Origin of the sequence: Ochrobactrum sp. XJ1, from assembly GCF_024701725.1 — a bacterium.
In the GTDB taxonomy this organism is placed as follows: Bacteria; Pseudomonadota; Alphaproteobacteria; order Rhizobiales; family Rhizobiaceae; genus Brucella; species Brucella anthropi.
In genome coordinates, this window is record NZ_VDGD01000006.1 from 160159 (window position 1) to 181324 (window position 21166).

A 21166-nucleotide genomic window follows, 5' to 3' on the forward strand; every position below is an offset into this window, starting at 1 on the left:
GGTTTGCGGTGTCTGATGCTAGGCTAGAATATCCTTTCCGCCGCCGCGCCACGCATCACGCAGCGTCCTTATGGGGAACGGGGGCAGGCTTGCCGCGTGATGATCTGGAAGGGTATTCAGAAACGTGAATGCGATTCCGCTTCTTCGGATAGCGATCGCAGAAGACGACCTCGACCGGAACGCCGAGCACATCGGCGATTGCGCGTTCGGCGGGTTCGTTGGGACGGGTCCAGATATTCTTGACCCCGGACAAGGATAGTCCATAGTCCTTGGCTATGCCCGCAAGCGTTTTATTCTGACGACGCAGGCGGGAAAGTATCTCGTGGCGATCCCAAACAACGGGGTCTGTCATGGGTTTTCTCCTCAAGAAGCGGATGTTGGCCCATCCGCTTTTTGTTGGCTCATTTGGTGCAATTGTTGCCGGTCAATTCCGGCGACCAACGTAGGAATATGGCAACAACTTGCCAGAGTCAAGCAAGTAGTTGCCATAGGTGTAGAGAAATGAATCTGAGCGACAGGATCAAAGAGGCCGCCGATGAAGTGGGCGGACTGAACCAGCTTGCAGTTCGCACAGGAATCGCACGGCGAACCATCGGATCGTGGCTAGAAGGCCGAAAGCCCAAACCAGAGGCATTGCAGAAGATAGCCGAGGTGGCAGATATAAACGTTGCTTGGCTGATCACCGGGGTCGGCGAAAAATATTCCGCTGAACGGTTGGTTAGAGAAGCCGAGCAAGATCGCCAAAAAGCCGAGTTTAATAGAGACCTGGGCAATGCTTTGAGGGCTAATGATCAGCGCCGCCTCGCACGAGACCCGTTCTTTGCTATGGAAGTGGAAAGGCGCGGCCCGAGGCTCGATATTGCTGTTTTGGAAAAGATCGCTCGTATCGTAACTAAAGCTTATAAAGACGCGCACATCCAGATAGCGCCTGAAAAGATATCCGTTGAAGCTGGCGAGCTGTACAATGAACTGATGACGCGTGTAATTAATTATGCCGATCCACTCGAAATCGAAGCGACGCTACCGCAAATCGAGCATTTACTTCGAAAACGTCTTTCCGAAGCCAAGGTCAACCCCGGAACCGGTAAACGCTCGGCTTGATGCTGGTCCGTGCCTCCCCGATAGCTCTGCTCACACATTTTTTGTGGGACACAAGCGCCGTTGTATTTTAGGAATTTTCAGACACACGTAATCTCCGGGGCCGTTTATTTGAGCCCCGGACAGTCGCTACTGATGGAATCAGCGCTCGAAGTTGCCCATTATTTCCGCGCAGATATGGCGAACACTTAGGAGTGTTCCCCTCGCAACGAAAACGGCACCTCGGATAGTCTGGGTCGATTGCGGAGAAGCGCTTCCCCAAGTCGGTGTCGACAAAACAAAAGTCTGCTCGTTGTCTTTGCCCAAACCAACGAATTGTCCGCTGAGAAAAACAGGCTTGTCCGATCGATTGACGACTGAAAAGCTCAAACTCAGTTCAGTTTGCCCAGGCGCAAGAGGGCTTTCTTTTTCGCTCATAACGAAATTATTGACCGTTATCCGGTCCGTTCCGCCCGACACTTGGTTGATTTTCTCGATCGGCATGCATTGGAAATTACCGACGGCACTTTGGACTACTTCTCCTGGCGTGGCTGTTCCCAGCACGACCGCCGTCATTAAAGAAACGCTTACAATCATGAACTTGCCCCCGCTGCAAAATCAGTATGAGAGGAATAGCGTCCCGCTAATAAATGCACAATCCATAGTGATTAAACTCAACGTGATCACCGGCATCTGGCCTGTCACCAACGTCCGCCATCAGCGCGCTAAAATGGCGATGGGCGTCTTCCATCTTAAATTTGGCATCAAAACAGACTGGAGTAGGACTAAGCATTTGTTATTATTATGTTATTTTTTACCAATGCCCTTGTTGGAACAAACTTCCATCTTTAAGTTTACATTTGCACATACTTTCTGCCGTTTGGGTGGGCAGCTTTAAAAGTCGTTGTTTTAAGGTACTATCAATAAATTCAACGATTTGGGGACACTTAAAAGGATTTTGAGGGGTTTTCAGCGGACGCTTAAGCGGCTGGCCCGATTTTCGGCGTTCAACCACTTCCTGCTTGATTTCCCCCCGACCCGGTGTCAAATTCGGTTCGTCGCCAACTTCCGCTGACTGGTATTTAAGTCTTTGAATTGCCGCCGCTTTTCACTTGTTTTCGGGTGATTTCAGACATTCCCATAAAATCCAATAACCAGTGTCAAACTACACTGGCAATGCCTGAAGGTCAGGAGCAGAAAGCGCGCGATTTTTATGGTTCGACCCTCGGCTTTGCGGAAGTTCCAAAGCCTGAGAATCTGGCGGCTCGCGGCGGTTGCTGGTTTGAGAATGGAGCAATCAGGCTTCATCTGGGCGTCGAACGCCCTTTCGCACCTGCGCGCAAGGCACACCCTGCATTTCTGGTCGATAACCTCCATGACACGATCGCGCATCTGACGCGAGCGGGCATCGAAACCATCGGGGATGAGCCGCTGCACGGTTATGAGCGTTGCTACATCCACGATCCGTTCGGCAATCGTATCGAATTGATGCAAAAGATAGCCTGACGGCGATGGCCATCAGGCTATAAGTTTTAATTCGCTGCAGCTGCGATGATGCGACAAAGCCCTTCGCGTACCACCGACTTGCTGGTCGCCTGCCCCGCCTGAATACTGAAGATCGCATCGACACGAGTGCCTTTACCCTGCGCCCGTGCAGTGACGCGCAAGGTCTGGATGCGACCCGATCCGGTTGTTTCCTGAAACGCGTCAATCGAAGCGAGCTGCTTGTTGATCTTGATGCCAGAAAAGCCTTCGGCTGCGACGGCTTGCGCCAGACGCTGCAAGGCGGTCGACGATTTCACACCGGCAAAGCTTTGTGTCGAGCGATAGCTAATCGCTGTTACGAGTGGAACACCCTCGGACTTGAAATTCTGTTCGCACGAAGCAGCAAAGCCTGCCCCGGTTGTCGCCAGGGTCAACAGACCCGTAAGCAGAAACACCCGCATTCATCTCTCCCTCAACTATATTAGACAGTTAGACTATTAAATCGTGGCAGCGGCTTCGCCAACGGGAAGTTGATGGCCATGCGGCAACACTTCACTGGATTGTGGCCGACGCAGCGACTATATCCGGCCCAAAGCCCGCTACCCGGCGAAAGGCAATCGACAAGCGATCATGACTGTTCTCATCAACCAGCCTCACCCGTCCATCGATCCGGTTTCAATCGAGAAACTGGTGGCCACTTTCTATGGACGCGCACGCGAGGATGAAGTCATCGGGCCGATCTTTGCCGATGCGGTTCATGATTGGGATCATCACATCGCACAGATCGCCGCGTTCTGGTCGTCGGTTATTCTCAAGACCGGCAATTATGAAGGCCGCCCCATGGCGCCACATCTGAAACTGGGACTCAAGAACGAACATTTCGACCGTTGGCTCGACCTTTTCGAGACAACCGCACGCGAAATCTTCCCGCCGGAAGCCGCGATCATTTTCATAGACCGGGCACGGCGCATTGCCGACAGTTTTGAAATGGCGATTGCTACCAATACGGGTCAGATTTCCGCACCACGGCATTCGCGCCGCCCTCTTTAACCAAAAGAGGACGCAACCCTTACGGGCAATGCCACCCATCTTGTCATCGAATATTTAACTATATAAGCACGTCCGCAGAATAGCCGGGCCGCAATTCAGTTGCGTCAATAGAAAATAAAGGCTTGCGGGAGCAGATAAAGCCTGACGCACGATGGTGTGCTTGCGGATTAACTAATATTCGCAACATATCACTTGCATAAAGGGGCAGAATTTCGAACAGTTACCGCAGCTTTTTTGAAAGCTCGATAGATCGTGTATCGCGTCAACCCAGACGTGAAGTTTCGACTTGAGCGGATATGCAGGGAGTTAAACTATGAATGAATCCATTCGCGAACTTTTGGCCAAGGTCGGCGGCCTGCCGGGCCCGGTGACGGACATCGCCGACGATGCCGACCTTTACAGCGCGGGCCTGTCCTCCTTTGCATCGGTCCAGCTCATGCTTGGCCTGGAAGACAAGTTCGACATCGAATTTCCAGACCAGTATCTCAATCGCAAATCTTTTGCGAGCATCAAGGCCATCGAACAGACGATCACCCAAATTCTCAAGGACAAAGAGGCCGCATAATGAATGCCGGGGCGGGAAACAGTCTTTCAGAGCGCGTGGGCCGCGTTGCGGCCATAGCGGGTAAATTTTCCGATAGCGTCGATAAGGAAGGCCGCTTCCCGTGTGAAGCAATCGATGCGATGAAGGCCGAAGGTCTGCTGGGCATTCAGGTGCCGAGCGAATTCGGCGGCGAGAGTGCAGAGATCGACCAGATTGCAGAACTGTGCTGTGTTCTTGGTCAGTCTTGCGCATCGAGCGCAATGATTTTCGCCATGCATCACATCAAGCTTTCAAGTCTGGTGGAGCACGGCCAGACGGTTGAATGGCACCGGGACTTCATGCGCAAGGTCGCAAAGGACCAGCTGCTGCTTGCTTCGGCTACGACCGAAGGCGGCATTGGCGGCGATCTGCGCAACTCGATCTGCGCCATCGAGGTCGAAGGTGATATCTGCCGTCTGGAAAAGAACGCCACCGTCATTTCCTATGGTACCTATGCGGATGCCATTCTGATCACATCGCGCTCCCACAAGGATGCCGCATCGTCGGATCAGGTGATGACCGTGTTCCTGAAGGACCAGTACACGCTCGAAAAGACCCATGACTGGGACACGCTCGGCATGCGTGGCACCTGCTCGGAAGGTTTTGTATTCCGTGGCGAGGCGGACAAGGTGCAGATCCTGCCGCATCCCTTTGCCGAAATCGCAGCCCAATCCATGCTGGCGCAGTCGCATACGCTGTGGAGTTCGCTCTGGTATGGCATCGCCGTCGATGCGGTCAACCGCGCGCAGGCATTCGTGCGCGCCGCAGCAAAGCGCAATCCGGGTGCGCCGCAGCCGGGCGCTCTGCGCGTAGCCGAAGCGTCCAACATGCTTCAGATGCTGAAATCCGAAATCGTCGCTTGCCTTAAGACCTATCGCGAAGCAAAGCACGATCCGGACAAGCTGGCCTCGATGGGCTTTGCGATTGCGATGAACAATCTCAAGATTGCCGCATCGCAGACGATCCTTCAGATCATCAATCATGCCATGCTGGTCTGCGGCATCATGGGCTACAAGAACGGTACGCCTTTCAGCCTCGGCCGCCATCTGCGTGACGCGCATTCGGCGCAGTTGATGATTTCCAACGAGCGCATCCTCGGCAATACAGCCACCATGCTGCTCATTCACAAACAGAACACCAGCCTTTTGGGGTAATTGCCATGGATGCTCAGAGATCATTTCTAGACCGGCTTTTCGATTCCGGTCTCCTGATCGACACCGGCGTGGAAGGCCTATACGGACGTTCCGGCCAGTTCGAAGATGTCATCCAGGCGTTTGAACGCCTGATCGACCGTACCGGAGGCAATGACGGCGCCGAAGCGATCCGCTTTCCACCCGGCATGAACCGCGCTTTTTTCGAAAAAAGCGGCTACATGAAAAGCTTCCCGCAGCTGGCCGGCACCGTGCACAGCTTCTGTGGCTGCGAGCTTGACCACGTCAATCTCATCAAATGCATGGATGAAGGCACGGACTGGACGCTGGAGCAAAAAGCAACAGACATCGTGCTGACGCCTGCGGCCTGTTATCCGCTCTATCCGACTGTGGCCAAACGCGGACCGCTGCCGCAGGGCGGCGGGCTTTACGACCTGCAATCCTATTGCTTCCGTCATGAACCGTCGGTCGACCCTGCCCGCCAGCAGCTTTTCCGCATGCGGGAATATGTGCGCATGGGCACCGAAGCCGATGTGATGTCGTTCCGCCAGCTCTGGATCGACCGTGGCACTGAAATGATGAAGAAGGTCGGACTGCCGGTCGAAATCGACGTCGCCAACGACCCGTTCTTCGGACGCGCAGGCAAGTTGCTGGTCAACAACCAGCGCGACCAGAACCTGAAATTCGAGCTGCTGATCCCGATCACCAGCGTCGAAAAGCCGACCGCTTGCATGAGCTTTAACTATCATCAGGACCAGTTCGGCGTGAAATGGGGCCTCTCCCTCGATGACGGTGCGGTGGCGCACACGGCCTGCGTCGGGTTCGGACTGGAGCGCATCGCGCTGGCGCTCTTCCATCATCACGGTCTGGATGTTGAAATCTGGCCGGAAAACGTACGCAAGGAATTGTGGGGCTGATCACCACCATGCAGGCAGTTTTTCCGAACATCGCGCCCGACCGTTACACGCCGCACGCTTTGCATGCCCAGACGCGTATCTGGCCGGAAACCAACTGCTATGTCGATCTTTGGATCGAAGTGCTGGCAACATTGGGTGTCGCTCCGGAAGCCATGCTCGGTTTCACGCTGACACAGGATTTCGAGGGCGACCAGTTCACCTTCTTCAAGGTGCCGCTGGAAGACCTCGAAGCCCTTTATGGCGTGCGGGCGACGGAGCTTGCGATTTTCGACCGCGTGGAAAGCCATGTCGCCGAGCAGATCGCGCGCGGACGCCTCTGCATGATCGAAATGGACAGCTACTTCATGCCGGATACGCATGGCGTCAGCTATCGCACGGAACATGGCAAGACGACCATCGCCATCAACCGTATGGACGTCGAAAACCGCTTGCTGGACTATTTCCACAATGGCGGTTTCTATCATCTCGAAGGTGAGGATTTCGACGGTGTCTTCCAGCGTCATCTGACGGAAGCCGACCTGCCCTTCCTGCCCTATACGGAATTCGCCAAGTTTCCGAAGCATGTGCCGGATGAAGCGCATCAGCGACGCGTTGCCGAAATCCTTCTGCCCCGCCACTTTGCCCGCAGGCCGAAGGAAAACCCTATTCGTGCCTTTGCCAGCGTGTTTCCGGGACAGGTTGAAGCAATCGCGGAACGCCCGTTCGGCTTCTTCCATAAGTATGCATTCAACACGCTGCGCCAGCTCGGCGCGAATTTCGAACTCGCGGCAAGTCATTTCGACTGGCTCGGGCAAGGCAGGCGCTTTGCAACGGCCTCGGCAGATGCCTTGCAGATTGCGGAAACGGCAAAGGCTGTTCAGTTCCAGCTCGCCCGCGCCGTCATGCGCAAGAAATTCGACGCATTGGCCGGAACGCTACAACCGGCGGCAGATGCCTGGGATCGGTTGACGGCAGCGCTTGCAGCGGAACTTGGTCGCGATGCGGCTTGAACTAAACCCGACCAAACGACCGCTCTCGACCGGCTGGCGGCTTGCTGTCACCGGCCCGGATGCGGCGCAAACGCCGCATGATGCCAAGTCCAGTACGGCGATCAATGGTGCGCCGGTGCCCGGCACAGTGGCGGAAGCTCTGGAAAAATCGGGGCATTTCGACCGAAACAATCCCGTAGCGCTCGATAGCAGGCAAGCCTGGTATTTCCTTGATATCGAGGAGACACCCGGCCCCGCCACACTCCATTTTGGCGGGCTTGCCACGATTTGCGACATCTTTTTCAATGGCGAATTGCTGCTGCAAACCGACAGCATGTTTCTCGGCCATGATCTGCCCGTTACACTGACCGGCAAGGACGAGCTTGCCCTCTGTTTCCGCGCGCTCGCGCCTCGCCTCAGCCAAAAAGGCCCGCGTGCCCGCTGGCGCACGCAACTGATGAACACGCAAGGTCTGCGCCTCATTCGCACGACCGCGCTTGGCTATATGCCAGGCTGGTGCCCGGAAGTGCATGCCGTGGGTCCATGGCGTCCGATTTCCATCAGCCGTTCTGATACGGAGACCATATCCGACATCGCCATTCAGGCAAGACTGACAGAAACCGGCGATGGCGAACTTCAGGTCAGTTTTACCTATAGCGGCAAGGCCGAGGCACCCACTCTCCATTGCGCGGGGCAGCAGATCGCCTGCGAGCGCCAGACTGACAATCATTGGACGGCAAGGCTGACGCTTCCTAATATTGAACCATGGTGGCCACACACGCATGGCAATCCAACGCTTCACAACGTCGAACTTTCGCTCGACGGCGAACTACGCCTGCTGGGGCGCACTGGGTTCCGCCGCATCGAGGTCGATCGCGGACCGGACCGCAAGGGTTTTGCACTCAGGATCAATGGCGAGAAGGTTTTCTGTCGCGGCGCAGTATGGAGTTCTGCCGATATCGTCCGCCTTCCCGGCGCGCGCGACGATTACGAACCATGGCTGAAGCTCGCGCAGGAAGCGGGCATGAACATGCTGCGGCTGAGCGGCATCACTGCCTATGAGACACCAGATTTCTATGCGCTTTGTGACGAGCTGGGCATCATGGTGTGGCAGGACTTCATGTTTGCCAATTTCGACTATCCGGTAAAGGACGAAGCGTTTGTCGCAAAAGTGCAGGCCGAAGCTTCACAGCTTCTCACCGCTGTCAGGCATGCGCCTTCGCTGAGCATCCTCTGCGGCGGTAGCGAAATCTATCAGCAGGGCGCAATGATGGGCCTGCCGGAAGCGACTTGGAAAGGCCCGCTTACCGAGGAAATCCTGCCCGGTATCGCCGGTAAACTTTGCCCGAATATTCCCTATGTGCCGAACTCGCCCTGCGGTGGCGCCCTTCCCTTCATCAGCAATGAAGGCGTCAGCCATTACTATGGAGTCAGCGCTTATTGCCGTCCGCTGGACGATGCGCGGCGCGCGGAAGTACGCTTTGCGACCGAATGTCTGGCCTTCTCCAACGTGCCCGAAGCGCGCACGCTGAAAACCCATCTCGATGTACCCCCGGTTCACGATCCGCGCTGGAAAGCACGCGTGCCCCGCGACCGTGGTGTGTCCTGGGATTTCGAGGATGTGCGGGACGCCTATCTGGAGATGCTGTACGGCTATGATCCGGCACGGCTGCGGCGCGAGGATGTGGAACAGTATCTCCACCTTTCCCGCGCTGTTACGGCGGAAGTGATGGAAGCGACCTTCGCCGAGTGGAGACGACCGGGAAGCACCTGTTTCGGTGCACTTCTCTGGATGTTCCAAGACCTGCTGCCCGGTGCCGGTTGGGGCATGATTGATGCGACCGGCGAACCCAAAGCGTCATGGCATGGTTTGAAACGCGCCTTCCGTCCACAGCAGGTCGCCTTGACCGATGAAGGCGTCAATGGCCTCGCGATTCATGTTCTGAATGAGCAGGCAGAATCCGCTGATCTTTCGCTTGAATTGACCTGTTTGCGCGCCGGTTCGCAGCCGGTGGTTTCCGGCCGCCGTGTTCTTTCGATTGCCGGACGTTCAGCGATCACCATTGCCGCAACGGACTTGTTCGGCGCGTTCTTCGATGTCACTTACGCTTATCGTTTCGGCCCTCCGGCCCATGACGTGACCGTCGCGCGACTGAAGCGCAATGACATTACGATTGCCGAGGCATTCCACTTTCCGCTCGGACGAACAAAGGCATTTCACGACGCCACTATCGAAGTAGCTCCCATCGAAGAAAACGGAAACTGGTTCCTCGATCTGAAAACGCCGGTTCTGGCCCAATCTGTCAGCATCGATGCAGGTGACTGGCGGGCTGCCGAGAACTGGTTTCACCTTGCTCCCAACGAGACGAAACGCATCGCCCTTATTCCACGTAAGGCAACACTCGAAAAACCGTCTGGAGAAATCCGCATCGCCGGTTCGTCACGGATCGTCTGGTTCTAACCTCGCAAGGCCATTGCGCGGATCGCGCCGATATAAATCTCGCGCGAATGTTCCGGCGTCAGATTGTGATCGGCATCCGGAATGATGGCGACTGACGCATTGTCGAAGCCCTGCAGCTTGGCGCCCGCCTGATCAAAATAGAAATTGAAATGTTCGCGCCCGATATCCTTTTCGGCATAGACCAGCGCCAGCGGCACCTCACGCTGCTTCAATTCGTCAAAAGCCGAATAGACTGCCCGTCCTTCCACTGTGCGGCTGCGCAGAAGCTTGCGTGCAAGCCCGCGAATACGCCCGACAACCCCGCGCGAGATGTTACGCAGGATGGCACGGATATCCAGTTCACCGCGAAACAAGCGCTGGAATGTTTCGGCGCGGAGCGCGCGGCTGCCATAATCCTCCAGCGTGCGCTTGCCGTCGCGAACGGCATCTTCTACCGAGCGTCCCGGCGCCCAATAGAACGTCTCCGGATTGACGAGGACCGCACCGGAAATGCGCTCGTCTTTCAAGGCACTGTGGAATCCCAGAAAAGCACCGCTGCATCGTCCTGCGATAATGGGACGGCCCCAACCAATAGTGTCGAGATAGTCGAGTGCTTCGGCAACATCGGCCTCTGCCCCATTGGTATAAAGCACCTGTTCCGGCATCCCCGGATTGGGCGGGCTGTCGCCTGCATTCGCAATATCGAAGCGCAGTGATGCTATCCCTTCCCGCGCAAGCTTGCGCGCCATATCGACGGTCGTACGCCCCCACCCGACACGTCGATCATAGGCTGCGGAGAGAAACAGGACCGTCCTGCCGCGCCGCTCACCCACGGGTGCGCAGAGAACGCCTGAAAGGCGATTGCCGGAACCGAACGAGATAGGCGTTTCCACAAAACCGTCACCCGTCAAAGTGCCGCCGAGTGCCCTTTCATCCGGCTTGTTCTGCGCAGGCTGCGAACCTGCCAGACCTGCCGCCCAGTCGACAAGCCGGTCCGCGACTTCCAGCGGCAGGCGCGAGATGACCGGGTTCGAAATCAGCTTGTCGTAGTCGGTAAAAGCTTCAACCGTCACATCCGCGCCAAGCTTTTCCAGATGCGTTGCCAATTCGGCATCATTCGGACGGTCCATCCGCGCCAGCAAAAGGCATTGAGGCGCAGGCTTCGTCTCCAGCGACAGAAGATTGATCTTCTTTACATCGGCGGCCACTTCCGGCTGCATTGTCAGCGATGCGATGGAAACGCTGTTCTTGATCCTTTGCTCGTCCGTCAGGCCCAGATCGGCATCGACCATACTCGACCAGACGGCCAGTTCACGCGTGTAGAACCGCCCGGAAATGACCGGCGACAGAAGCGCCAACGCTGCGATGCCTTCGATCCGGACCGCAGTTTCGGCAGCAATCGCTGCACCAAGGCTCTGTCCAATGATGATAACGCGGCTTGCCCCGGACAGGTCACGCGCCTTCCGGGCAGCTTCAGCAAGCGTATTGCGCCAGAGCTCCAGCCCTTTGGAAAATTCGATGTCGTCGCGTCCATCGCCCGTACCGGGCCAATCGAAGCGGAAGGAGCCTATCCCCTGCACCGAAAGTCCGTCGGCGATAATGCGCCAGAATTTGCGTGTCGTGCAGAGCTCTTCCAGCCCCCAGGGGCTTGCGAACAAGACAACCGTATCAAGAGATGGGCCAACAGGGGCCTGATAAAGGCCCAGCGTGTCGCAGAAGACGACCGGACTGGCGGCAGACCGCACAACATTCGCCGGTTGCCTGTAGGATGTTTCGTTTTCCACCCTGTCGCCCATGCCTGATGCACCCCATCACAGAAATCACATCCTGCAATAATGGAAATCGCGCAAGGCACCAAGGATTTATCGCAGCGACTGCGAAAACGTGCCCCTGCCGTGCATCAAGCGCGGCAGGGTTGCAACAGGTAGAGCCCGTCTTCCAAAAGTGGAAGCTGCTCAAAAGGCCGGATCAGGCCGCTGGCTTGGTCTTTTCGCCTTTCAGCAGCTTTTCGTGACGCAGCAGCATGCCGTAGAGATCGCGAGGCTCATCTGGATCGGCAAGAAGATCCAGCTTTTCGTAGAAGCCGGTGTCCTTCAGCTTGTCACGCACATAGCGCAGGGCCGAAAAATCCTCGGTCGCAAAGCCGACGGAATCGAACAGCGTAATCTGGCGGGCATCGTTGCGTCCGGCGATCTTCCCGGTGATGACTTCCCAAAGCTCCTTGACCGGATAATCTTCCGGCAGCTGCTGGATTTCGCCTTCGATACGGGTCTGCGGTGGGTACTCGACGAAGATGTCCGAACGACGCAGAATATCGCCGTGCAGTTCCGTCTTGCCGGGGCAATCGCCGCCAACAGCATTGATGTGCACGCCAGCGCCAACCATGTTGTCGGTCAGGATCGTCGCATTGGCCTTGTCGGCGGTGACGGTGGTGATGATGTCCGCACCCTCGACAGCCTCTTCGACCGTCTTGCAGGCAACGATGTCGAAACCGGCGCCCTGCAGGTTGCGCATGCACTTGGCAGTCGCTTCCGGATCAAGATCGTAGAGACGCAGCTTGTCGACGCCAAGCAGTGCCTTGAAAGCCAGAGCCTGGAATTCGCTTTGCGCGCCATTGCCGATGATGGCCATCGTGCTGGAATTCTTCGGGGCCAGATGCTTGGCGGCTACTGCCGAAGTCGCGGCAGTGCGCAGCGCAGTCAGGATGGTCATTTCGGTCAGCAGCATCGGATAGCCGCTGCCCACATCGGCAAGAACGCCGAATGCCGTAACGGTCTGGAGACCTTCACGCGTGTTCTTCGGATGGCCGTTCACATATTTGAAGCCATAGAGCGTTCCGTCGCTCGTCGGCATCAGCTCAATCACGCCTTCCTTCGAGTGCGACGCCACACGCGGCGTCTTGTCGAAGTTTTCCCAGCGGCGGAAATCTTCTTCGACATAGTCGGCGAGTTCCTTGAGGAAGGTTTCCACGCCGACGGACAGCACCAGCTTCATCATATGATCGACGCTGACGAAGGGGACGATATTGAGGTTCGGTTGGGTCATTATTGCTCCTTGAGCGCATCCCGAAAAGTGCGAAGCGGTTTTCGGAACAAGATGCGCGTAATACAATTAGCTTGAGCATTCTGCCGCCGGATGGAACCACCCGGCGCTTCACGAATGCGGCCTCCTGAATTCAGTAATTGATGGTTGGACGGTCCATGACGCTGCGGCCCAAAAGGCTCGCCATCAGGTCGACCATCACCGTTGCGGTACGTCCGCGTTCATCGAGAAACGGGTTCAGCTCGACGAGATCGAGGCTCGTCACCAGATCGCTGTCATGCAGCATTTCCATGATGAGATGCGCTTCACGGAAGGTCGCTCCGCCCGGAACCGTGGTGCCGACAGCCGGCGCAATCGAAGGTTCAAGGAAGTCGACATCGAGGCTGACGTGCAGAAGGCCGTTTTCGTCCTTCACGCGCTTAAGGAAGCGACGCAGCAAGGCAGCAACACCATGTTCGTCGATAAGGCGCATGTCATAGACGGCAACATCGGTCTGCTTGATTGCAGCGCGTTCTGCCGGATCAACACTGCGAATACCCATCATGCAAACATTGGCGGGATCAATCGGAGCTGCCAGGGCTGGGAAATAGCCCTCAAAGCCCTTCTGGCCCGTGTAATAGGCAACAGGCGTGCCGTGCAGATTGCCGCTGCCAGTCGTTTCCAGCGTGTGGAAATCCGTATGCGCATCAAGCCACAGCACAAATTGCTTGCGGCCCTTTTCCGCCGCGCGGCGCGCGATGCCGGGAACAGTGCCTGCTGCAAGCAGATGATCGCCACCGAGGAAGATCGGAAAACCGTCTTCACTCTCACGATAAGCAGCTTCGCTGATTGCTTCGATCCAGGCAACAGCCTGCGGCAGCGCCTTGATCACAGGATTGGGATGGGCCAGCGGGCGTAGTTCGGCCGGGGCCAGATTACCGAGATCGGTAAACTCGTGACCGAGTTCGCGAATCGCATCCGCAATGCCAGCGGCGCGATAACCGTCAGGGCCCATATTGCAGCCCAGACGGCCCGTGCCTTCCTGAACAGGCAATCCCAAAATCTTGCAATGCATAAACTGCTACTCCAGAGAAATTATTGCCCTAGATTGACCATTTACGCTTGGCGATGTGAAGCAACCGGATTGGCAATTTTAACGGTTTGGTTTATCAGAATGTCGGATTGGCTTTTCAAAATGGAGAAAACATGGACGATCTGGATGAAAAGCTCATCACGCTTTTACGTCACAACGGACGGCGCAGTATTTCGGATGTGGCAATCGATCTCGGCGTTTCCCGCGCAACGGTCCGCGCCCGTATGGAACGATTGGAACAGTCCGGCGACATCATCGGCTACACGGTGATCCTGCGGTCCGATGCGGTTGATCTGCCGGTACGCGGTATCATGATGATCGAAATCGAAGGCAATGTCGCCGACCGTGTGGTCAAGGCGCTCGGCGGTTTCTCGGAAGTTTCCGCCGTTCACACCACCAATGGCCGCTTCGATCTGGTAGTGGAACTGGGTGCTGCGACGCTCACCGATTTTGATGCCGTGCTGCGCCGCATCAGGCTGGTGCCGGGCATCAAGGCCAGCGAAACCAACCTGCTGCTTGCCACACCGCGCTCGACGCGGGCGCGTCTGTAACAAAAAGCCCGGCAATTCGCCGGGCTTTTTTCGCTGTTAGGCAAGAATCGGATAATCTGTATATCCCTTGGCGCCGCCGCCATACATATGCTGCTGGTCCAGCTCATTGAGCGGAGCATTATCCTTCAAGCGACGCACAAGATCAGGGTTCGAGATGAACGGCTTGCCAAAGGCCACGACGTCAGCGCGACCGCTTTCGATCTCTTCTTCCGCCAGTTCACGATCATAGCCATTATTGACCATCCAGGCAGCTTCACCGCCAGCATCGCGATAGACCTGCTTCAGGCGCGCATAGTCAAAAGGTAGCGGGCCCTGCTGGAAGTCGCGCGGACCACCGGTCGCACCTTCAATGATATGAACATATGCAAGACCGTAAGCGGCGAGCTTGTCGAGCACATAGTCGAACAGCGGCTGCGGATCGGAATCCGAGGCGTCATTGGCGGGCGTCACTGGCGAAAGACGAATGCCGACCTTGCCCGGCGCAACCGACTTGGTGATCGCATCCACCACTTCAAACAGGAAGCGGGCGCGGTTTTCGATAGAGCCGCCATATTCATCGGTACGATGGTTGCTGTCCGAACGCAGGAACTGATCGATCAGATAGCCGTTTGCCGCATGAATTTCGACGCCGTCGAAACCAGCCACTTCAACGGCATCCTTGGCAGCCTTGGCATAGGTCGCAATGATTTCCGGAAGCTCGCTCTTTTCAAGCGCACGCGGTTCGGAGGTTGGCGCAAATTCGCCGGTGCCATCCGGATGCACAAGATAGGTCTTTGATTTGGCGATGATGGCCGAAGGCGCAACCGGCTTGCCGCCATTTGGCTGCAACGTGTTGTGTGAAATACGCCCCACATGCCACATCTGCACGACGATCTTGCCGCCTGCGCTGTGCACTGCGTCGGTCACGCGCTTCCAGCCTGCCAACTGTTCGGCGGAATAAAGGCCCGGCACATCGGCATAACCCTGTCCCTGATGGCTGATCGGCGTTGCCTCGGTGATGATGAGGCCCGCACTGGCGCGCTGTTCATAATAGGTGACGTTGAGATCATTCGGCACGGCGCGCGGTGAGCGATTACGCGTCAGCGGTGCCATAACAATACGATTGGCAAGCTTCAGATCGCCGATTGTAACTGGATCGAACAATGTGGCCATGGATACATTCCTTCAAATGGGAAAGATTGGGCAAATGGGAAAGATTGGACTGGTGAATTAAAGATCGGATACAGCTTTGATGAAGGCGGCTATCGCCTCTTCATCACGCTTGTAGAACGTCCATTGGCCAACGCGGTGGGGCATGATCAGCCCCGCCTTTGTTAGCACGGACAAATGAGCAGAAACGGACGACTGGGAGAGGCCGCACCGTTCGAACTGGCCCGCGCACACGCCCATCTCCAGAGGCATGTGCTGATCGGAGAAATGGTTCTCCGGTTCCTTGAGCCAGCTCAAAATGTCGAGACGCACCGGATTGGCGAGCGCCTTGAGTATCTCGTCCAAGGGTATAGATTGAACATCCGACATCGCAGTCACCTCGCTGATCCTTTGATACGTATCGTCATTTCCCGATATAAGTATTGAGTAAATCCGATTTATAAAGAGGCCGTTCGTTCACATCGCCGTGAACAGGAAACCGACGCCTTTCCTGTGGAACGTCGTTACTGCCTTGATTGCGCCGAACCCACATCCGACTATGTTGCCGTAAAGATTTGAGATTGGAATGAATATGGCCAACGATATTAAGCGCATTGCTGGGATTATAGCGGCGGAGATCAATGCAAAGCCCGAACAGGCAATCGCCGCCATTGGCTTGCTGGACGAAGGCGCGACCGTGCCTTTCGTCGCCCGTTACCGCAAGGAAGTCACCGGCGGCCTTGATGATACGCAGCTGCGCCAGCTTTCAGAGCGCCTCGCTTACTTGCGCGAACTTGAGGCGCGGCGCTCGTCCATTCTGGAATCGATCCGCGGACAGGAAAAGCTCACACCAGAACTCGAACTAAAAATAGCTGGCGCTCAGACCAAGGCCGAGCTTGAAGACCTCTATCTGCCCTATAAGCCCAAGCGTCGCACCAAAGCGGAAATCGCCCGCGAACGCGGTCTTGGACCGCTTGCCGAAGCCATTCTGACCGACCGCAGGCTGGTCCCCACCGAGATTGCTGCGCAATATGTCACCGGTGAAGTTGCCGATGTGAAGGCAGCACTGGATGGTGCGCGCGACATCATCGCCGAAGGCTTTGCGGAAAATGCCGAACTGATCGGCAATTTGCGCAACTATCTCAAGGAACGCGCTGTTCTGCGCTCACATGTGGTCGATGGCAAACAGGATGCAGGCGCAAAATTCTCGGATTATTTCGACCATTTCGAGCGCTGGGCAAATGTTGCAGGCCACCGGGCTCTGGCCATGCTGCGCGGACGCAACGAGGATTTCCTGTCGCTCGACATTGAAATCGACGCCGACGACACCTCGCCGGTAAAGCCGGTCGAACGCAAAATTGCAGCCGCCTATAATATCGGCGCAACCCTGCCCGGCGACCGCTGGCTGATGGAAGTTGCAGGCTGGGCTTGGCGCGTCAAACTCTCGCTCTCCCTGTCGCTTGACCTGATGCGCGACCTGCGTGAACGCGCCGAGGAAGAAGCCATCAACGTCTTCGCCCGCAACCTCAAAGACCTGCTGTTGGCCGCGCCTGCCGGTTCGCGGGCCACCATGGGCCTTGATCCGGGCATCCGCACCGGCGTTAAGGTCGCAATCGTCGATGGCACTGGCAAACTGCTCGACACAACGACGGTCTATCCGTTTCCGCCAAAGAACGATGTGCGTGGTACCCAGGCCGAGCTCGCAAGCCTGATCCGCAAACACAAGATCGAACTGATTGCCATCGGCAACGGCACAGGCAGCCGCGAAACCGAACGGCTTGTCGTTGATATGCTCACCGACATGCCAGCGCCAAAGCCGCTCAAAGTCATCGTGTCGGAAGCAGGTGCATCGGTCTATTCGGCGTCAGAAGCCGCCGCGGCCGAATTCCCGCAGCTCGACGTATCGCTGCGCGGTGCCGTTTCCATCGCCCGCCGCCTGCAGGATCCTCTGGCAGAGCTCGTCAAGATCGAGCCGAAATCCATCGGCGTCGGCCAGTATCAGCATGATGTCGATCAGTCCCGTCTGGCGCGTTCGCTCGACGCAGTGGTCGAAGATGCAGTGAACGCTGTCGGCGTTGATCTCAACACGGCATCCGCCTCACTGCTGGCGCGTGTGTCCGGTCTCGGAAAGTCTCTCGCCGAAGCAATTGTTGCGCATCGCGATGACGCCGGTGCCTTCAAGAACCGCAAGGAACTTCTGAAAGTCGCCCGCCTAGGCAACCGCGCTTTTGAACAATGCGCAGGCTTCCTGCGTATCGCCAACGGCACCGAGCCGCTTGATGCGTCCTCCGTTCACCCGGAAGCCTATGGCGTTGCCAAAAAGATCGTTTCCGCCTGCGGCCGCGATGTGCGCAGCCTCATGGGTGATAGCGCAGCACTTAAAAGCCTCGATCCGCGTGTCTTTGTCGATGAGCGTTTCGGCCTGCCAACCGTGCGCGACATTATCGCCGAGCTCGACAAGCCGGGCCGCGATCCCCGCCCTGAATTCAAGACCGCGACCTTTGCCGATGGCATCGATGACATCAAGGACCTGAAACCCGGCATGATGCTTGAAGGCACCGTCACAAACGTTGCTGCCTTTGGTGCCTTTGTCGATATCGGTGTGCATCAGGACGGACTTGTCCATGTTTCGCAGCTCGCCGACCGCTTCGTCAAAGACCCGCATGAAGTGGTCAAGGCTGGCGATGTGGTGAAGGTACGCGTGACGGAAGTGGATGTGCCACGCAAGCGCATCGGCCTGACGATGAGAAAGGACGGCGGTGAAGCCCCTGCCCCGCGTGGTCCTGCAAACCGCGACCAGCGGCCTGCCAAAAACTTCACCCCACAGCGCAAACAGGAACAACCATCAACCGGCGGTTTCGGTGCAGCACTTTTGGAAGCGATGAAGAAGAAATAAGCTAAATCTTGTTGCCGATTGGAAAGCCGGTTGAGACTTTTCTCACCGGCATTTCATCGGTGGGAATGATCCAGCCACCGCGAATAGCGATGCGAACCTCATCGCCTTCTTCCAGTCTTACCGGATCGCACACTTCAAAATGCAGGTGAATATCGGGCTTGCTGAGCGGATGTGCCTCGATGCGCGAACCGCCACCGCGATAGACCGAACGCTTGACCCGCACGGGAATACCGCCGGTTTCGGTCAATGTCAGATCTTCTGCACGAACGCAGAGCTGTGCATTGGCACGCGGCATTTCAATGCCAGAACAACGCACCTGCGCCCGGCTTCCCAGCACCAGCGCCTCGCACTGTCCCGCTTGCGCAAAGGACACGACCTCCGCAGGCAGAACCATGCCGTGCGCGATGAAGGACGCGACCATTTCGCTAGCCGGTTCTTCGTAAAGCTTGCGCGGCGTATCGAACTGCTGAAGCTTGCCATGGTCGAGAACCGCAATCCGGTCGGCAAGCGCCATGGCCTCAGCCTGGTCATGCGTGATGTAGATAATCGTCGTACCGGTACGCTTGTGGAAAGCCGCAAACTCGTTTTCCATCGAAGCACGCAAATGCACGTCGAGATTGGCGAGTGGCTCGTCAAACAATACCAGCGAAGGCGCAGCCACCAGACAACGGGCCAATGCCACGCGCTGCCGCTGACCACCCGAAAGATTGGCCGGGCGGCGATCACCGAAACCGTCGAGATCGACCAGCGCGAGCGCTTGCTTCACACGAGCCTCGCGCTCGGCTTTGGCAACTTTGGCCACCCGCAGACTATAGCCGACATTCTCTTCGACCGTCATATGCGGCCAGAGCGCATAGTTCTGGAAGACGATACCGACCTGCCGCTTCTCCGGCGGCACGTTCCCGTCAACATGGGAAACGCGGCTGTCACCAATGTGGATTTCGCCGCCATCGACGTCTTCAAAACCTGCAATCATCCGCAGAAGTGTGGTCTTGCCGCAGCCGGATGGTCCGAGAATAGCAACAAACTCGCCGTCCTTCACATCGAGCGACACTTCAGACAGGGCCTGAAACTCGTTGAAAGCCTTGGAAACAGAAGCGATTTTCAGTCGCGCCATGGCAGCACTCCGTTTGGAAGACGCCGCGCAAACAGATTTGTTGCAAGCATCAGCATGAATGTCACCGCAACGGCCAGAATGGATATGGCAGCCGCATAGGCGGAATCGCCCGCCTGTTCGAAAGAAAACATCACCACGCCCAGCGTTTCCGATCCCGACGCCCAAAGAAGCGCTGAAACCGTCAGCTCACAGAAGGCGGTCATGAAAATGAGCACGCCGCCTGCAAGCGTCGCCGGGGCGACCAGAGGGAATATAATGGTCCGCAGCCGATAGAAAAGCCCCGCCCCCGCAACGCGCGCTGCTTCTTCCAAAGCACGGTCGATCTGGTGCAGCCCGGCAACCGTTGGCCGCAGCGCCAGCACGAAGAAGCGCGCAAGATAGGCAAACAGTATGATCCAAAGCGTGTTGTAGAGGCTAACACCAACCACTGGCAGCGGCTTTAAGAACATCAGCAGACAGGCAATCGCGAGAACTACGCCCGGTAACGCATAGGGCATCTCGGCTGCGAAATTGAGGATCGGCGTCCAGCGCCGTTTACGCCATGCCAGCATATAGGCAAGCGGAACTGCTATCAGCACCGCAAAGAATGCTGCCGCCAACGACAGAACCGCACTGTTGCGGAAAGCGCGCGCAGCACCAGCATGTTCAAGCAGCACGAAACGGAAATTCTCGGCTGTTGCCGTCGCAAATGTCAGCGGCACACCATAGGCCGGAACCAGAGCGGACAACGTAAGACCGATCAACGGCAGAAACAGCACGATAACAATCAGGAGCCATGCCGCGGCTTCCACCAACACGCGCCAGCGGCCAAGCGCGAAGGGTGCAGCAGGCAGCGACGTCGAAACAATGCGAAAATCGCGGCGGCGCGAGGCATATTCCTGCGCGGCGATGCCTGCCATTGCAATCAGCCCGATCAGAACCGACAGCACGGCGACGCTGGACAGCACAGCTGGGCCGCCGCCCGCAAGACGCTGATAAATCAGCGTCGGCAGAACCAGATAATTGGACGGAATTCCCAAGAAGGCTGGGATGCCGAAATTGCCGACGCAGGAGACGAAGGCCAGAGCGGCTGCGCCGATGATCGACGGCGTCATCAGCGGCAGGATGATGGTGCGCAGAACTGTCCATTTGCTGGCACCGGCACTCAGACCCGCTTCCACCAGTTCGCGTGGGAGTTTGCGCAGGCCTGCCCGCACGATCAGAAAGACCAGCGGTCCATATTGCACGCCAAGCAGAAAAATAATGCCCCAGACAGAATAGAGCGGATTGCGGCTGCCAAGCGGCGGCGCCATGCCGATGATCTTGAGGAACTGGCTGGAAGGCCCGAATAGCTGGAGCCACGCCAGCGCTGTTACCTGCGGGGCAATCAGCAGCGGGGTGACGTAGAAAAGCACAAAGACATTGCGCCCGCGCATGTCGGTGAGACCGACGAGCAGCGCCGCAACAATGCCAAACGCCAGCGCCAGCAGCGTGCCGCCAATGCCGATCTGCAGCGAATGCCATGTCGCTACCCAGGTCGATTGACTGCCAAGCGTTTCCACCAGCGCCGAGGTCGAAAACTGCCCCTGCGGCGCGACCAGTTCGACCAGCAGCCTGCCCATTGGCAGAAGCGACAGCACTGCAACAATAAGCGTTACACCAATAATCAGGGCCGCATCACGGCCCTGAAGATCTCGGAACATGCGCATT

General features: G+C 57.0%; 20 protein-coding genes. 10 read left to right on the forward strand and 10 right to left on the reverse strand.

What is annotated here, in order from left to right; genetic code table 11:
* Positions 1-55 precede the first annotated feature (55 nt).
* Complete coding sequence (locus tag FG152_RS12485; protein ID WP_006471589.1) at positions 56-352, reverse strand: helix-turn-helix domain-containing protein; 297 nt, start codon at positions 350-352, stop codon at positions 56-58.
* A 149-nt stretch (positions 353-501) separates the two neighbouring features.
* Between FG152_RS12485 and FG152_RS12490 the strand changes: the two genes are divergently transcribed.
* Positions 502-1101, forward strand: a complete 600-nt coding sequence (locus FG152_RS12490) for a helix-turn-helix domain-containing protein (protein ID WP_006471590.1) — start codon at positions 502-504, stop codon at positions 1099-1101.
* A gap of 138 nt (positions 1102-1239) precedes the next feature.
* On the opposite strand, the gene FG152_RS12495 is transcribed toward FG152_RS12490, so the two are convergent.
* Positions 1240-1674 carry a hypothetical protein gene (locus FG152_RS12495; protein WP_006471591.1) on the reverse strand — a complete coding sequence of 145 codons (435 nt, stop codon included), beginning with the start codon at positions 1672-1674 and terminating at the stop codon, positions 1240-1242.
* Between the two features lie 579 nt (positions 1675-2253).
* On the opposite strand from FG152_RS12495, the gene FG152_RS12500 reads away from it, so the two are divergent.
* The gene (locus FG152_RS12500) at positions 2254-2583 is read left to right on the forward strand and encodes a VOC family protein (protein ID WP_498986686.1); all 330 of its coding nucleotides are present in this window, start codon (positions 2254-2256) and stop codon (positions 2581-2583) included.
* A gap of 26 nt (positions 2584-2609) precedes the next feature.
* On the opposite strand, the gene FG152_RS12505 is transcribed toward FG152_RS12500, so the two are convergent.
* A complete protein-coding gene (locus tag FG152_RS12505; RefSeq protein ID WP_010659547.1) occupies positions 2610-3023 on the reverse strand; it encodes a hypothetical protein in 414 nt (137 codons plus the stop codon).
* Between the two features lie 169 nt (positions 3024-3192).
* Here FG152_RS12505 and FG152_RS12510 point away from each other — a divergent pair, with 169 nt between their 5' ends.
* From FG152_RS12510 to FG152_RS12535, 6 genes are all read left to right on the forward strand, one after another.
* Positions 3193-3612: a group III truncated hemoglobin gene (locus FG152_RS12510; RefSeq protein ID WP_010659546.1), complete on the forward strand. Its 420-nt coding sequence runs from the start codon at positions 3193-3195 to the stop codon at positions 3610-3612.
* Positions 3613-3925: 313 nt separating this feature from the next.
* Positions 3926-4177, forward strand: coding sequence for an acyl carrier protein (locus tag FG152_RS12515; protein ID WP_006467457.1), 252 nt, complete (start codon positions 3926-3928; stop codon positions 4175-4177).
* Positions 4177-5349 carry an acyl-CoA dehydrogenase family protein gene (locus tag FG152_RS12520; RefSeq protein WP_010659545.1) on the forward strand — a complete coding sequence of 391 codons (1173 nt, stop codon included), beginning with the start codon at positions 4177-4179 and terminating at the stop codon, positions 5347-5349. Before FG152_RS12515 ends, FG152_RS12520 begins: the two co-directional genes overlap by 1 nt.
* A 5-nt stretch (positions 5350-5354) precedes the next feature.
* A complete protein-coding gene (locus FG152_RS12525) occupies positions 5355-6263 on the forward strand; it encodes an amino acid--[acyl-carrier-protein] ligase (RefSeq protein ID WP_010659544.1) in 909 nt (302 codons plus the stop codon).
* Positions 6264-6271: 8 nt separating this feature from the next.
* Positions 6272-7252, forward strand: a complete 981-nt coding sequence (locus tag FG152_RS12530) for a DUF1839 family protein (RefSeq protein ID WP_029376049.1) — start codon at positions 6272-6274, stop codon at positions 7250-7252.
* Positions 7242-9692: a glycoside hydrolase family 2 protein gene (locus tag FG152_RS12535; protein ID WP_010659542.1), complete on the forward strand. Its 2451-nt coding sequence runs from the start codon at positions 7242-7244 to the stop codon at positions 9690-9692. The genes FG152_RS12530 and FG152_RS12535 overlap by 11 nt, the downstream gene beginning before the upstream one ends.
* Here the strand turns inward: FG152_RS12535 and FG152_RS12540 are convergent.
* From FG152_RS12540 to rocF, 3 genes are all read right to left on the reverse strand, one after another.
* Positions 9689-11467, reverse strand: coding sequence for an alpha/beta fold hydrolase (locus FG152_RS12540; RefSeq protein WP_010659541.1), 1779 nt, complete (start codon positions 11465-11467; stop codon positions 9689-9691). The genes FG152_RS12535 and FG152_RS12540 overlap by 4 nt on opposite strands.
* A 172-nt stretch (positions 11468-11639) precedes the next feature.
* Positions 11640-12716 (reverse strand): ornithine cyclodeaminase, encoded by a 1077-nt coding sequence (gene ocd / locus FG152_RS12545; RefSeq protein ID WP_010659540.1) that lies wholly within the window; start codon positions 12714-12716, stop codon positions 11640-11642.
* 130 nt (positions 12717-12846) lie between these two features.
* A complete protein-coding gene (rocF, locus tag FG152_RS12550; protein WP_010659539.1) occupies positions 12847-13767 on the reverse strand; it encodes an arginase in 921 nt (306 codons plus the stop codon).
* A gap of 131 nt (positions 13768-13898) precedes the next feature.
* On the opposite strand from rocF, the gene FG152_RS12555 reads away from it, so the two are divergent.
* Complete coding sequence (locus FG152_RS12555; RefSeq protein WP_010659538.1) at positions 13899-14336, forward strand: Lrp/AsnC family transcriptional regulator; 438 nt, start codon at positions 13899-13901, stop codon at positions 14334-14336.
* 36 nt (positions 14337-14372) lie between these two features.
* Here FG152_RS12555 and FG152_RS12560 read toward each other — a convergent pair whose 3' ends face one another.
* Both FG152_RS12560 and FG152_RS12565 read right to left on the reverse strand, forming a co-directional pair.
* Positions 14373-15488, reverse strand: a complete 1116-nt coding sequence (locus FG152_RS12560) for an alkene reductase (RefSeq protein WP_010659537.1) — start codon at positions 15486-15488, stop codon at positions 14373-14375.
* A 57-nt stretch (positions 15489-15545) separates the two neighbouring features.
* A complete protein-coding gene (locus FG152_RS12565) occupies positions 15546-15854 on the reverse strand; it encodes an ArsR/SmtB family transcription factor (RefSeq protein ID WP_012091525.1) in 309 nt (102 codons plus the stop codon).
* Positions 15855-16056: 202 nt separating this feature from the next.
* Here FG152_RS12565 and FG152_RS12570 point away from each other — a divergent pair, with 202 nt between their 5' ends.
* The gene (locus FG152_RS12570) at positions 16057-18360 is read left to right on the forward strand and encodes a Tex family protein (RefSeq protein WP_010659535.1); all 2304 of its coding nucleotides are present in this window, start codon (positions 16057-16059) and stop codon (positions 18358-18360) included.
* Position 18361: 1 nt separating this feature from the next.
* Here the strand turns inward: FG152_RS12570 and FG152_RS12575 are convergent, their stop codons facing one another.
* Both FG152_RS12575 and FG152_RS12580 read right to left on the reverse strand, forming a co-directional pair.
* Entirely contained in the window at positions 18362-19477 is a 1116-nt protein-coding gene (locus FG152_RS12575; protein ID WP_010659534.1) for an ABC transporter ATP-binding protein, read from the reverse strand.
* A complete protein-coding gene (locus tag FG152_RS12580; protein WP_010659533.1) occupies positions 19465-21165 on the reverse strand; it encodes an ABC transporter permease in 1701 nt (566 codons plus the stop codon). The genes FG152_RS12575 and FG152_RS12580 overlap by 13 nt, the downstream gene beginning before the upstream one ends.
* Position 21166: the final 1 nt, after the last annotated feature.